The organism is Yersinia thracica (assembly GCF_902170565.1).
Taxonomy (GTDB): Bacteria; Pseudomonadota; Gammaproteobacteria; order Enterobacterales; family Enterobacteriaceae; genus Yersinia; species Yersinia thracica.
Genome location: NZ_CABHXX010000030.1, coordinates 44,754 through 58,535 on the forward strand (window position 1 = coordinate 44,754; position 13,782 = coordinate 58,535).

Sequence of the window (13,782 nt, forward strand, 5' to 3'; positions counted from 1 at the left end):
ACTTATGGTGCTGGAACTGCGGGTGCAGGTTCTACTGGCACATCTTCAGACTCGGGGCCGGTATCTTCTTCAGCGGGTGCGCCACCGAACATACCAAACAGGCCAACGAATTCTTGCAGCGACATTTTCTGACCATTCAAATCAACCTGGTTATCGGCAAAATGGAAACTGCTGCTGATAACATCATCTTTGGTGGTGGTCAGTTTAAACATCTGGCCCATAGCCGCAATGCCTTGAACCTGCTGTTGTGCCAATTTTTGTGCTTCTTCTGGGCTGTAGCCCTGTAGACGCGCAGTTTGGGTGGTCAGCTCGGTCGCCATTGCCATCGGAATGGTCAGCGTCGCGTCGACTTTTTTCACTGACTGCGCGAGTAGCGGCTCATTACTTGCTTTCGCTTGTGTTGGATCAGTCAGAGCGACATTCAGAGTAAAGGTGCTTTCCCCTTTGGCATTTTTCCAGCTCAGTGGTGCAATGCTAATGGTCGGATTACCTTTCAGCAAGGCAGGGAGGTTAGCCAGTAACATATCGGCCATTTGTTGCTGATAAGCTTCCGGATCCAGATTTTCACCCGCCTGAACAGCTTGCAAAGCTTGTTGATTATAGGCGCTGGAGAATTGTTTCAAGCTTTGACCGTCCAAATGGTCGAAAGTGAAGGCCAATTTACCGGCACCAAAATCATTATCCTGAATTTTTAGAGCGTCTAATGTATAGGTCAACTTACCGTTCAAATCTTTATCGGTTTCACCTAATTGAGTATTCAGGTTAAAACCAACCAGTGTCGCGGTGTCTTTGCCATCGACATTTAAACCAATCTGCTTGATGCCCAGTTGTTGGTCACCAATGCTGAGATCAAACTTGCCTACATTGGTGTTACTTTTAATAACCAAACCTTGCAGGCTAAATTGCTCAAGTTGATCCCACTGATTTTTGCTCGCAAAAACAAGACTGTCACTAGAACCGCTCATTTTCACATTGCGCAGATCTCGCGACACATCAGCATCAATTTTAGCGCCAGCGAATTTCATGCTAGTGGTGTTTTGCTGATAATCAATTGGAATAAACGTAATGGCAGAAGAGGTATCGCCGCTGTACGAAATGCGGGAGTCTGCAGTAAAGGGTGATTGGCCTTTAGTCACTTCAAACAGTTTTTTCAAGGCTGGCGTATTGGCAAGCTCGGTGTGTACCGAGGCCATGCTTGGGATCAGATTGAATTTTTTTAACTGCGCTAATGGGAATGGGCCGTGATCGATAGTTTCGATAAATGCCACTTCATCACCATCTTTTAAGGCTTTTTCGCCCGCAACAGTGCTATCGGCTTGTAAAATATAGCGAACCTGGCTACTGAACAGACCGCGCTGATAATCTTTATAGGCGAATTTTACGCCAGCTTTAGGTAGCAAAGTTCTGATCTGGCCGTTGGCGTTGTTAACCAATTCGCCCATTCGTTGTTCAATCAATTTGCCGGTATACCATGAGGCCCCAGTCCATGCAGCGCCAAGTACCACAATGACGCTGACAGCCACTAACGATTTTTTCATTGTTCTGTTCATCCTTTTCTAATACACCAAATTCACTATGTTGAACGCGGTAATGAGTCACTAATTAAATAACACCAGCGGGAATGCGTAAGAAAATAACATTCACCAAACTAATATAGGCCTAGATTAACCATTCACAAATATTATTGCGACGATAACGGCTGATGACGATGGTGAAATCTAACCACTGCAGCATCAAAAGGCCAGCAATAGACAACAAAATGAGTGAGTTCGTTCACCCTCCGTTGTAAACACGGGCAATTGACCCCACTCCGAGAACACTCACTGGTGACTCATTCGCCGGAATAAAACAGGATTCCCCCGGTTGCAGCGTGATGACTTGCTGTTGTTTCGTCAACACCGCCTGGCCTTGAACGCAAAATACGATAGCGGCACTGTTCTGCGCCAACACTTGCGGCTCTGGCGTTAATGTATGCAGCGAAAAAGCAAAATCCTCAACCGGAATTGGGAACACCAATTCGTGACCCTGCTGTTGTGGTGTTGTCAGCAAAGTAGACGCGGGTTTCGGGATAAATTGCAGATTAGCCATTAACTCGGGAATATCAATAAACTTAGGTGTCAGCCCGGCGCGTAATACATTATCCGAGTTTGCCATCACCTCCAGCGCCACACCGTCCAGATAGGCATGCGGTGTTTCAGCATACAGGAACATGGCTTCACCGGGTTGCAGTGTCACCACATTTAACAATAAGGGCGAGAACAAACCGCTGTCATCAGGGTAGAAACGCGAAATACTGCGGATAGTATCCCATGGCTCACCTAATTGGTTGTTCAAGGCCGCTTTCAAAATCCCCAGCGCGCGCGTTTTTTCTTCGCCAGCCATACTCAGCAAACGGGCAAATAATGTTGCTAAATGTTCAGTGTCAGGTTCGCGGAGAAACGCGGCGATATTTGGATGAGCGGCGGCTAACGGCTGGAGTAATGTTGCGATGTCATCCAAGGTGCGGAAACCATTCATGGCCTGGAAAGGGGTCAGGGCATAAACCAACTCTGGCTTATGGTTAGCATCTTTATAATTGCGTTCGGCAGCATCCAGTGGAATACCGGCCTGATTCTCTTTAGCAAAGCCAATTTCAGCTGCGGCCTTACTTGGGTGTACCTGAATGGATAATGGCTGGGCGGCACACAGCACTTTGAACAGGAAAGGTAATTCGCCGAAACGTTGGAAAACATCGTGGCCTAAATTGGCATCAGGATCTTGCTCAATAACTTCACGCAATGAATGCCATTGCCCTTTAGCATCCACCACTTCAGAACTGCTTTTGGGATGAGCCCCCATCCATAATTCAGCCATGGGCTGATTTTGCGGATTCGCCATGCCGTAAAGTTTAGTCAGTGCATCAGTACTGCCCCAGGCGTAGTTCTGTACTGCATTCTTCATTTTTTGCATGTTGGCTATCTGCCCCCGAATCTGGCGAAACGCATCGCCCTGATAAAAATAGTCCCTTAGTAAACAATGGGGATGTAGGGGTTGCAAGTGGTAATGCAATTCACCGCGTTGCTGAAATCAATAAAATGGTGAAAATGCGAATCAGTCGCATAAAGATGATGATAAATATGCCATGATATACCCGTCAGTCCTCAATTTTTTGTTCTATATGCTAAGGAGACAGTGATGGTGACCACCCGCAGTGAAAACGACTCAATGGGGCCTATCGATGTGCCAGCAAGTCAATTATGGGGCGCACAAACCCAGCGTTCACTGGAACATTTCCGTATTTCGCAAGAGAAAATGCCGACCGAATTGATTTATGCGCTGGCGCTGACCAAACGGGCGGCGGCACAGGTCAATATGGCGCTGGGCTTGTTACCCGCCGATCGCGCTAAAGCTATCATGGCGGCGGCTGACGAAGTATTGAATGGCGACCATGCTGGCGAGTTTCCGCTTTCTATTTGGCAAACCGGTTCCGGCACTCAAACTAATATGAATATGAATGAGGTGCTGGCTAATCGTGCCAGTGAATTATTAGGGGGGGAGCGGGGGAATCATCGTTTGGTTCATCCTAATGATGATGTTAATAAAAGCCAAAGTTCAAATGATGTATTCCCAACCGCAATGCATGTCGCCGCAGTTATTGGGTTAAGAGAACACTTATTGCCTGAGTTAAAAGCATTGCAGGGGACTTTGGCTAAGAAAGCTGAAGCCTATCGCGATATAGTGAAGATTGGTCGGACGCATTTGCAAGACGCCACCCCATTGACATTGGGGCAGGAGATTTCTGGCTGGGTGGCAATGCTGGCCCACAGCGTGCAGCATATTGAAGCGACTATTCCCCACCTTTGTGAGTTGGCGCTAGGCGGCACCGCAGTAGGAACCGGCCTGAATACTCATCCAGAATATGCCGTGCGCGTAGCGAATGAGATAGCCGCATTGGTTCAGCAACCTTTTATCACTGCGCCGAATAAATTTGAAGCACTTGCCACTTGCGATGCATTAGTTCATGGTCATGGTGCATTGAAAGGTTTAGCGGCATCGCTGATGAAAATTGCCAACGATGTGCGCTGGCTGTCCTCAGGCCCTCGCTGTGGTATTGGTGAGATTTCCATTCCTGAGAATGAGCCGGGCAGTTCTATCATGCCGGGTAAAGTGAACCCGACACAATGTGAAGCTATGACCATGCTATGCGCGCAAGTGATGGGTAATGATGTGGCCGTCAATATTGGCGGGGCGTCCGGTAACTTCGAACTGAACGTATTCCGCCCATTGGTGATTCATAACTTCCTGCAATCCATTCGTTTGCTGGCTGATGGTATGCGCGGTTTTAATGAGCATTGTGCGGTGGGTATTGAGCCAAATCGCGACCGAATTACTCAGCTATTGAATGAATCGCTGATGTTGGTTACTGCGCTAAATACACATATTGGCTATGACAAAGCGGCGGAGATTGCCAAGAAAGCTCATAAAGAGGGGCTGACACTCAAAGCCGCTGCCCTGAAACTCGGCTATGTTACTGATGAGCAGTTTGATGAATGGGTCAAACCAGAGGATATGGTTGGAAGTATGAAATAACGCGCATTTGAGCCTCTCTAACCACGTCGGGATCTTTTTCGGCGTGGTTAGGGGAAATTCAATTGCATTATATTATCAGAATCTAATAAGCGTGATAATTAAAACAGTGTCAGCTAATAGGCTAAAAATAAAAAATCATCTTATTTAGGTAGTGTTTTTTTTCGTTTTTAGCTTAGAATAATATTTGCTTCTCTTTGCATGATATATATCAATGATGTAGTTTAAAGTGAACAATTATTTACTTTCGTGAATAGTTTCATTGAGTAGTATTTTTTACGTGAGCCATCAGGTGGCTATAGTTAAGGTGGTTTGTATTTATCAAGGTGTTATTTTGACTCGGCAGGAGTTTATTTTATGGAAGATAAAAAAGAAAAAAGTAGTCAACCCGATGAATCTAGCCTAACAGTTAGTTCACTTAGTGAAATATCGCTCATTGCTATAATGGAAAAAGCCAGAATTCCTTGGGCGATAAAAGACAATAAATCCCAATTCGTTTATTTAAATGAATCTTGTCTGGATTTATTTGATATTCAGCCGGGCTTTGATTTTGAAGGGCGTTTAGATGAGGAGATGCCATGCCAATGGTCTGAGTATAGTGATGATTTCAAGGCTCACGACAGAAAGGCAGAGCAAAGCAGAGAGGGGGCCGAGATCATTGTTACGTCGTCTTTTGGACGTGAAAGGATTCTTTCACCATGGTACTTCCCTAAGTTTCCTATTTATAACCCCAATGGGGATGTGTTAGGGACTGTTTTTTTTGGTAAAAAGTTTAACTTTATTTCTGTCTGTGATTTTTTTAACAGTTTAAAACCCTCTGTTATTACACTAACCCCTCCGGTAAATGATTTTTCAGAAAGAGAGCTTGATATCATATTTTATGCAATTCAAAAAATGACAGCAAAAGAAATAGCAGAGAAATTATTCTTATCAAATAGAACCATTGAAAATAGGCTTAGGTATATTTATGAAAAAGTGGGCTGTCACTCTTTAAAAGATTTGATTGAATATTGCCATTCGTCAGGTTTGAATAACTATGTCCCTAAGAAAGTTCTACGTGAAGGGGTTAATTTCTTCTGGTGATTGAGCTGCAATAATAACCCCGAGAGAAGCATAAGTTTTAGGTTTTATGGACGGTATAATAATTAAATTATACTTTCTCCCTCTATTTCGACATGTAAATGCAACCTTGGCACCAACAAACGTAAAGGCTTGGCATCGGGTTTATATTTATGCTTAATCTGAGTGACATCGTAGTCGGTTAACTCCCCTAATTTAGGCAATTCAATCTCTGATTGAATTTGGCAAAATGCAATCAATGGCATAGGGCAGGGGTGTTGCACTTGTTTCTGCTGTTCCTGATACCAGATTCGCGCAATCGGCTGTACTTTTACTGGGCGCTTGATTTTTAAGCGCACCTTTTTTGGCAGTTGCTTAACCTCATTAATTTCTTTATTAATCAATTCAGCCCATTGCTCACGGGTAAATGGCGGAACAGCACGGCCTGCATTCAAGCTTTTGTTTAGTTGTGTCAGAATTTCTTCGCGCGTGACATTTTTAATAATATGTTTGTTCGCCCAACCAAAACGCACCGAACTGGGATTTATTAATGGGGTAATGGTGCGGTAAGTATTTAATGTGATCAGCCCATGCAAATGGGTGTGAACAAACTCGAAACGCTGTTCACTCGGCAAGCCCGATTCAACGGTAATGATATGTTCCAGCTCGGTTTTTAATTGATTAATGTATTTGATGCTCTGTTGGCAAGCCGCTAATTGACTATCAGTCACTGAAAAACAGAGTATTCCTGGCAGTCGGAGGGCGGCTTTGCTGCTGACATTCTGGCCTTGGTGATGAATAAATAGCCGCTGGTAATGCTGTAAAGCCATATCTCGTGCCGGAGTACCCACTGTGGCACTCACAGTGATATGCTTAATAGGTTGATTTTCCGTGCCTTTCTCTATTTCAGGGAGAGAGAAAACACGAGCTGCAAGTAAAGGTAAGTCTTCCAGTTGCTGGTGGAGGTCCTGCAATCCGATCTCCAATGAGGTAAAGCGGTTATTTAGTCGATCTATCAAATCATATTTATTCATCATCTTTTCTGACAAAAGCCATTTTAGTTACAACATACACTATGTTATATCAGTAAAAAGACAGATCTGAAAGCCCGAAGTAACCATCAATAAACGGGTATATACAAAAATGTAAAAACATTCTCCACATCACTGGAGGGGGCTGACTGTAGCAGATATTATTAGGAAGCCTACGGCGACCTTCCTCTTTATGCTGAGTCATTTATAACAGGATTGAGTCGTGAACAGGGTAATGAAGAGAGTTTTATTGCCGAATATCGCTAAACACTGTCGATTGTTTTTATCCATTTAATCCTAAGAATAAAAAAAGCTAACTGGCAGATGAGTGCCCGTTAGCCTTTAGTGATAAATCAGAATATCAGGCCAGCGCTTTCGCTTTTAACTGCTGATATTCACTTTCAGTAATAGTGCCTTCATCTAATAATTTTTTAGCATCAGAAATCTGTTCTGCCGGCGATTTACCTGCAACGTGACGGATATACTCATTAGTATCCGAAACTGATTTCTGCACCGAGGCCCGATAGCGCTGCGCCATACCTTTGCCGCGAGTAATAAGATACACAAGAGAGGTGAGTAACGGGATGAAGAGCAAGAACAAAATCCAAATTGCTTTATAAAAGCCACCAAGCTCATGATCCCTGAAGAGATCGGAAATGACCTGGAACAAAATCAGCAAGTATGCGATGAAAAAGAAAATTGAAAATGTTGTCGCCAGTATGTCCCAAAGCGTAAGAAAGTGAGTTGTCATATTTTCTCCTGACATTAAATAAATTAAGGAAACGTCTCGTCATAAAATCCCTTAATACATTAGAGACTTAATTTATATTCCAAGCAACAGTCACCTAAAGTCGTTAGGTTCGTTCTAATCATAGGTACATAGCAGAGAGGACGTCAAATTGTAATTTGACGTCACAGAGACTTTATTTGATTTCAGATTAAATTTTGGCGGCTTCGGGCAATTTTCGTAATCTCTGACCGACATACAACGCGAGCAACAAAAGGGTGGCGATAAATGAAACAACGCCGGTCCAACCTAAATTAAGCCAGAAAATACCGCCTAATGTTCCCGCAACACTCGATCCTGCATAATAACAAAAGAGATAAAGTGAAGAAGCCTGTGCTTTAGCGCGGCGAGCACGGCGGCCAATCCAACTGCTGGCGACAGAATGTGCGGCAAAGAAACCGGCGGTAAATATCATCATGCCGATAAAGATTATTATTACAGGAGAGAAACCGGTGATAATAACCCCAATCAACATCATGCCTATTGAGGCCATTAACACCGGCCCCCGGCCATAGCGGCTGGTCAAAGCACCGGCTTTGGGTGAGCTATAAGAGCCGGTAAGATAAACTATCGATAATAAACCCACGATGGCCTGACTGAGATAATAAGGCTGCGCCAACAAACGATAACCAATGTAATTAAATAAAGTCACAAAGCTGCCCATAATTAAAAAGCCTTCGGCGAACAGCAGAGGTAAGCCCGAATCACGCCAATGTAATTTGAAATTAATCACAAGTGTTCGGGGCCGTAGCGGGGTTGCCCGGAAGTGTTTAGAGGCTGGAAGAATACGCCAGAACATACAAGCGGCGGCCAAAGCAAATAAACCAATTACCGCCAGTGCGATACGCCAGGAAAAGAAATCACTCAGCACCCCTGTGACCAAGCGGCCACTCATCCCGCCAATAGAGTTTCCACTGATATACAACCCCATCGAGAGCGCGACAAAACTGGGGTGAATTTCCTCACTGAGATAGGTCATAGCTACGGCCGCCACCCCACTCAGGGATAAGCCAATCAATGCCCGCATCAGCAAAATCCCATGCCAGCTCGTCATAAAAGAACAAATTAATGTGCAGATAGCCGCCAGCATCAGCGCAACCACCATCACTGATTTACGGCCAATCGCATCTGATAATGGGCCGGTAAACATCAGCCCCAAAGCCAGCATTCCAGTCGCAGATGAAAGCGATAAACTGCTGCTTGCCGGAGAGATAGAAAAATCCTGCGATAACAGCGGCAATATGGGTTGGATGCAATAGAGCAGGGCAAAAGTGGCTAAACCGGCTGAAAAGAAAGCCAGTGTGACGCGCATGAATTCTGGCGTACCGCGTTGAATATAAGGGCGTTTTCGTGCCGCAATTAAGCGCGTGGTAGCATCATTTACTGAGAGGGGCGGCACTGCGGTATCCGTCGTCGGAGTGCGCAAAGAGGGAGTCACGGTATTTCCTTATCAATAATACAGGTGCTGCGAGAGCAAGAGGCCAGCTAATAACAAAATCATAGGAATAGCGGACTTTTTTGTCTAATATATTAATCATTCATAATAATACTTTAAAAGTCTCAATGGGGTTGGATGAGTATTGAACTCAGGCACTTACGTTATTTCATTGCGGTGGCAGAAGAGTTGCATTTCGGACGAGCCGCAGAGCGTTTGCGCATTTCTCAACCACCATTGAGTCAACAAATTCAAATTCTGGAAGAACAAATTGGGGCGCGGTTGTTTGCCCGCAATAACCGCAATGTCAGTCTGACTCAAGCTGGCGAACTGTTTTTAAAAGAAGCCTATCAAATTCTGGCGCAGGTAAATTCGGCGTCTGAGAAAGCTGCGCGGCTGCATCGCGGAGAGTCTGGGGAACTGACCATCGGTTTTACCTCATCCGCCCCTTTTATTAGCACAGTGTCCAAAAATTTGCGGGCTTTTCGTCAATTACATCCGCAAGTCCATATTAAAATGCGTGAAATCAATAGCAAACAGCAAATTGAACCCTTACTGGACGGGCGACTGGATCTTGGCGTCATGCGCAACACTCGCTTGCCCGATGCACTGCAATACCGTCTGCTATTACGTGAGCCCTTAGTCGCCGTGGTGCACGAAGAAAGTCCGTTAGCCGCCTTGCCCTTGGGCCGAGTTAAATTTAGCGCCTTGGCTGAACAACCTTTTGTGTTCTTTTCGCGGGAGGTTGGCACCGCACTTTACGACGAGATTCTTGCATTGTTAGCTCGCGCCGGTATCACGCCATATATTACGCAAGAAGTCGGGGAGGCGATGACGATTGTCGGTCTGGTTTCCTCAGGTTTAGGTGTTTCTATCTTGCCCGCATCATTTACACGAATAAAAGTGGATGGGGTGAAATATTTGCCATTGGCGGAAGCCAGTGCCACTACCGAGGTGTGGCTGGTTAATCATAAACATCGGCCAGTGACCGCGCCGGCAGAAGCATTGATTCGCCTGATGGTGGCGGATATCCCCAATGCGGCAAAGCATAAAAACGTTTAGTCCGCCGGGAGTCAATAATAACAGCGGCTGTTTTTTAAGCTTATTTCGTGTAAATAACCAGCACAAAGTGAAAGGGTATGGGTGATTATGTGCAGTAAATCACATAACTAATCAAATAGTTGACGCCATATGCTAAAAGCCCCAACATAGCCCATAATCTTTATTTAGAAGCGCGAAAAATACTCGGTGACAGAGAAGGAGCCGGTTTAGTGATAACGGATGGACAGCCTGGGCATATTGATCAAATCAAGCAAACCAATGCAGGGGCCGTTTATCGGCTGATTGATTTGTTCGGCCCGATATCCCGTATTGAACTGTCTAAAAGGGCACAACTGGCCCCTGCCAGTATCACCAAAATTGTGCGGGAATTGGTTGAAGCCCATCTGGTGAAAGAGACTGAATATCAAGATGTGGGCAGCCGGGGGCGGCCAGCAATTGGTTTGGTGCTTGATACCGAGGCTTGGCACTATGTCTCTGGGCGAATCAGCCGAGGTTTTATTACTCTCGCATTGCGTGATCTCAGCAGTAAACTGGTGGTTGAAGACCAGATTCCATTACCGGATAGTCACCCAGAACCTTTACTTAATCGTATTCTCAGCGAAGTCGAACAGTTCTTTATCCGGCATCAGGAAAAACTTGAAAGGCTGACTGCCATCGCCATTACTATGCCAGGCATTATTGATGCGCCAGCGGGTATTGTACATAAAATGCCGTTTTATGACGTCAATGAGATGCTACTGGGCTCAGCGTTAGAAGAGTTAACTGGGTTACCGGTTTATCTGCAACATGATATTTGCGCCTGGACGATGGCTGAAGCTCTGTATGGGGCTTCGCGCGGCTGTCAGAATGTTATTCAAGTCGTGATTGATCATAATGTTGGTGCTGGGGTGATTACTGCTGGCCGAGTATTACATGCGGGTAGCCGTAGCGTCATTGAAATGGGTCATACTCAAGTTGACCCTTACGGCAAACGCTGTTATTGCGGTAATCACGGTTGCCTGGAAACCGTTGCCAGCATTGAAAATATGCTAGAAATTGCCCAACAACGATTAAATGGCTCAATGAGTTCTTTATTACATGGCTCACCACTGACCGTTGAATCTTTATGTGATGCGGCTTTAACTGGCGATCAATTAGCTAAAGATATTATCTTGGGTGTTGGTCATAGCGTCGGGCGAATTATTGCCATTATGGTTAATTTATTTAATCCGGAAAAAATTCTGGTCGGTTCACCATTAAATAAAGCAGCTTCTATTCTTCATCCCGCCATTGCATCTTGTATCCGCCAACAAGCACTACCGGCTTACAGCGAAAATATTCTTGTTGAACCGACCGCATTTTTTAATCAGGGAACAATGCCCGGAGCGGCACTGGTAAAAGAAGCATTATATAATGGTTCATTGTTGGTGAAATTACTCCAAGGATAGAGCGCCACTAATAATTAAGAGTTAATTATTAGTGGGTATATGGCCCATATTCCCAGTATTATTGAGCGCTATTCGTTAAAAATATCTCCCCGTTCAGCAAAACATTGCGCTAACGCAAGCTGTCGGTGGTCGGCATCGCCTAGACTTTTATCTATATTATCAATTTCGCTAATATTAGGCGGAAAGACTTAAGTCGACGTGGCCAGATGGCGGAGTATTGTTATGTTAACGCGTGTTTTTGTGACGGGTACCGACACAGCTGTTGGTAAAACCGTAGTGTCACGGGCCTTACTTCAGGCCTTAAGCCAAAATGGCAGAACAGCTGTGGGTTATAAGCCGGTAGCGACGATGAGTCAAGAAACTCCGAATGGATTGCGTAACCAAGATGCACTGATTTTACAAGCTTCATCCTCAATTGAAGTGGATTATCAGGAAGTTAACCCATACCCACTGGTTGGGGATGTTATCCATGCCTGCTCCGGCACCCTCATTAACTACAACAAAATGACAGAAGGATTGCGGCAATTAGCCACCAAAGCCGATACTGTTGTCGTCGAAGGTTGTGGCGGCTGGAAAGTGATGATGAACGATCAGCGTTTTTATTCTGATTGGGTGGTGCAAGAGCAATTACCGGTTATTTTAGTCGTCGGTATTAAATTAGGCTGTATTAATCATGCTTTATTAACAGCTCAAGCTATTATCAATGATGGCTTACCCTTATTAGGGTGGGTTGCTAACCGTATTAATCCAGGACTTGCCCATTATGCTGAAACAATCGCAATGTTACGCGAACGTTTACCTGCACCACAATTAGGGCAATTACCTTATCTGCCGCACCCAGAGCAAAAGCCTCTGGGCAAGTATTTAGATCTAACGGCGATGGTTAAATAATATATATTACGGTTATTTTTATGGGTAAACCTGTTATGGTTAATTTGTTTTTGGCGAAATGAATAATCGTCTCTGATTGACGTCATTATCGACGCATTTTAGCGTGAATGATAGACAGAAATAGGACGTAACCAACGGGCTATTGTTGTCGAAATAACACAGGATAATAGTAGCCCTGGAAGCAGGGTGTATTCACCGGTCATTTCACACACCATCAGCGCGGCCATGATAGGCGCGTGTGTGGTGGCAGCCAGCAATGTCGCCATACCTGTTAATGCCATTAATAGCGCAATATTGTCACCAAACATATTGCCACCAAACCATGGCCACCAGGCAAACATCTGCCCACATAACATACCTAGCGCCGCACCAACAAACAGAGTGGGTGTAAATACCCCGCCAGGAGCCCCCGAACCGCTGCTGGCTAATACCGCCAACAACTTACAAATCAGTATTCCGCCAATTAATAAAATTCCCGGTGGCGTGGTTAATAATGATTGCACCACGCTGTAACCATTGCCCCAGACTTCCGGGAAAATTAGCGATAATAACCCAACAATCATCCCGCCCAGTGCTAATTGCAGTGGCGGTGATAAGTTCAACGACCGAAAAGCATGCCCGCTGGCGGTCATCCCTTTGAGAAACAGTGGCCCGCAAAAACCGGCTAATACTCCTAATAATGCCATTAGGAGATACTGTATCGGCCAGGGAGATGGCAGTGCTTGTACTTGATACAGTGTTTCCTGACCGCCGTGTAATAAATTGGTGGTGAGTAATGCACTGACGGCCGCAATAACCACCGGCCCGAGAGAGGCCAGCATTAAAGTACCGAACAGAATCTCGGCAATAAATAAACTCCCCGCCAGGGGTGCATGATAGGCGCTGGCCATACCGGCGGCGGCACCACAAGCGACCCATAATTTCCATTCTTTGGGTTTGGCGTAGCGCTGCGCAAAAACAGAAGCAAACAATGCCGCCAAAAGCACCATCGCACCTTCACGGCCAATAGCACTGCCGCTGGAAACCACCAATAATGAGGCCAGGGATTTGATCAAACTGGCGGAAACATCTAATCGACCATCACCAATTTCAATGGCTTCCATATAATCGGTAGGGGCGCTGGGCTTTTGATGTCGATAACGCTGATATAGCCATAATAATGAGCCTGCGGCCAGCCCCCCTAAAGCCGGCGTTACTGCACGCCGCCAGCCATTAATAGAAGAGGCCGCCGCAACCAGGCTGCCATCCGTCCGAGCAAATAATACCCACTCAAGACCCAACATTGCCTGATGAAATAACCAAACAATCACCGCGGACATGATGCCCAGCATGATGGCAATCATCAGTCGGCGCAGCATTGCGCGGTAGTAATACCAATGAGCGGGCCGTTTCATAGCAAAAAACTGACTAACATATCGCGGCTGGCCCCATATCTTTATCATAAAGAGTTATATAGATAGATATTGTTACTGGTCATCACGCTAATGACCAGTAAATTTTAGGGTAGGGCCAAATTAGCTACGA

11 protein-coding genes are annotated in these 13,782 nt (G+C 45.3%); 5 read left to right on the forward strand and 6 right to left on the reverse strand.

Features of this window, described 5'->3' with window-relative positions; genetic code table 11:
- Window positions 1-2 precede the first annotated feature (2 nt).
- Together FTA91_RS03720 and manA are read right to left on the reverse strand one after the other, a co-directional pair.
- Window positions 3-1,538, reverse strand: a complete 1,536-nt coding sequence (locus FTA91_RS03720) for a YdgA family protein (protein WP_050114562.1) — start codon at window positions 1,536-1,538, stop codon at window positions 3-5.
- Between the two features lie 235 nt (window positions 1,539-1,773).
- Window positions 1,774-2,949 (reverse strand): mannose-6-phosphate isomerase, encoded by a 1,176-nt coding sequence (gene manA / locus FTA91_RS03725; RefSeq protein ID WP_145535956.1) that lies wholly within the window; start codon window positions 2,947-2,949, stop codon window positions 1,774-1,776.
- A 225-nt stretch (window positions 2,950-3,174) separates the two neighbouring features.
- Here manA and fumC point away from each other — a divergent pair, with 225 nt between their 5' ends.
- Together fumC and FTA91_RS03735 are read left to right on the forward strand one after the other, a co-directional pair.
- The gene (gene fumC / locus FTA91_RS03730) at window positions 3,175-4,569 is read left to right on the forward strand and encodes a class II fumarate hydratase (RefSeq protein ID WP_050114566.1); all 1,395 of its coding nucleotides are present in this window, start codon (window positions 3,175-3,177) and stop codon (window positions 4,567-4,569) included.
- A 354-nt stretch (window positions 4,570-4,923) separates the two neighbouring features.
- The gene (locus FTA91_RS03735; protein ID WP_145582962.1) at window positions 4,924-5,649 is read left to right on the forward strand and encodes a helix-turn-helix transcriptional regulator; all 726 of its coding nucleotides are present in this window, start codon (window positions 4,924-4,926) and stop codon (window positions 5,647-5,649) included.
- A gap of 62 nt (window positions 5,650-5,711) precedes the next feature.
- Here FTA91_RS03735 and tus read toward each other — a convergent pair whose 3' ends face one another.
- From tus to FTA91_RS03750, 3 genes are all read right to left on the reverse strand, one after another.
- Complete coding sequence (gene tus / locus FTA91_RS03740; RefSeq protein WP_050114570.1) at window positions 5,712-6,659, reverse strand: DNA replication terminus site-binding protein; 948 nt, start codon at window positions 6,657-6,659, stop codon at window positions 5,712-5,714.
- Between the two features lie 358 nt (window positions 6,660-7,017).
- On the reverse strand, window positions 7,018-7,407 hold the full coding sequence (locus FTA91_RS03745) for an SHOCT domain-containing protein (protein ID WP_050114572.1): 390 nt from the start codon (window positions 7,405-7,407) through the stop codon (window positions 7,018-7,020).
- 187 nt (window positions 7,408-7,594) lie between these two features.
- Window positions 7,595-8,842, reverse strand: a complete 1,248-nt coding sequence (locus tag FTA91_RS03750; RefSeq protein WP_050114691.1) for an MFS transporter — start codon at window positions 8,840-8,842, stop codon at window positions 7,595-7,597.
- 174 nt (window positions 8,843-9,016) lie between these two features.
- On the opposite strand from FTA91_RS03750, the gene FTA91_RS03755 reads away from it, so the two are divergent.
- The 3 genes from FTA91_RS03755 (at window position 9,017) to bioD (ending at window position 12,258) form a co-directional block, all read left to right on the forward strand.
- On the forward strand, window positions 9,017-9,940 hold the full coding sequence (locus FTA91_RS03755; RefSeq protein ID WP_050114576.1) for a LysR family transcriptional regulator: 924 nt from the start codon (window positions 9,017-9,019) through the stop codon (window positions 9,938-9,940).
- A gap of 209 nt (window positions 9,941-10,149) precedes the next feature.
- Window positions 10,150-11,367 carry a sugar metabolism global transcriptional regulator Mlc gene (gene mlc / locus FTA91_RS03760; RefSeq protein WP_145582963.1) on the forward strand — a complete coding sequence of 406 codons (1,218 nt, stop codon included), beginning with the start codon at window positions 10,150-10,152 and terminating at the stop codon, window positions 11,365-11,367.
- Window positions 11,368-11,589: 222 nt separating this feature from the next.
- Window positions 11,590-12,258, forward strand: coding sequence for a dethiobiotin synthase (bioD, locus tag FTA91_RS03765; protein ID WP_145535961.1), 669 nt, complete (start codon window positions 11,590-11,592; stop codon window positions 12,256-12,258).
- A gap of 98 nt (window positions 12,259-12,356) precedes the next feature.
- On the opposite strand, the gene clcB is transcribed toward bioD, so the two are convergent.
- A complete protein-coding gene (gene clcB, locus FTA91_RS03770; protein WP_145535962.1) occupies window positions 12,357-13,652 on the reverse strand; it encodes a voltage-gated ClC-type chloride channel ClcB in 1,296 nt (431 codons plus the stop codon).
- Between the last annotated feature and the right edge of the window lie 130 nt (window positions 13,653-13,782).

What these genes read in the sequence shown, in the direction of transcription:
- manA (WP_145535956.1), bottom strand. Translation starts at nt 2,949, where the DNA reads ATGCAAAAAATGAAGAATGCAGTACAGAACTACGCCTGGGGCAGTACT.
- fumC (WP_050114566.1), top strand. Translation starts at nt 3,175, where the DNA reads ATGGTGACCACCCGCAGTGAAAACGACTCAATGGGGCCTATCGATGTG.
- bioD (WP_145535961.1), top strand. Translation starts at nt 11,590, where the DNA reads ATGTTAACGCGTGTTTTTGTGACGGGTACCGACACAGCTGTTGGTAAA.
- FTA91_RS03755 (WP_050114576.1), top strand. Translation starts at nt 9,017, where the DNA reads ATGAGTATTGAACTCAGGCACTTACGTTATTTCATTGCGGTGGCAGAA.
- clcB (WP_145535962.1), bottom strand. Translation starts at nt 13,652, where the DNA reads ATGAAACGGCCCGCTCATTGGTATTACTACCGCGCAATGCTGCGCCGA.
- FTA91_RS03745 (WP_050114572.1), bottom strand. Translation starts at nt 7,407, where the DNA reads ATGACAACTCACTTTCTTACGCTTTGGGACATACTGGCGACAACATTT.
- FTA91_RS03735 (WP_145582962.1), top strand. Translation starts at nt 4,924, where the DNA reads ATGGAAGATAAAAAAGAAAAAAGTAGTCAACCCGATGAATCTAGCCTA.
- tus (WP_050114570.1), bottom strand. Translation starts at nt 6,659, where the DNA reads ATGAATAAATATGATTTGATAGATCGACTAAATAACCGCTTTACCTCA.
- FTA91_RS03720 (WP_050114562.1), bottom strand. Translation starts at nt 1,538, where the DNA reads ATGAAAAAATCGTTAGTGGCTGTCAGCGTCATTGTGGTACTTGGCGCT.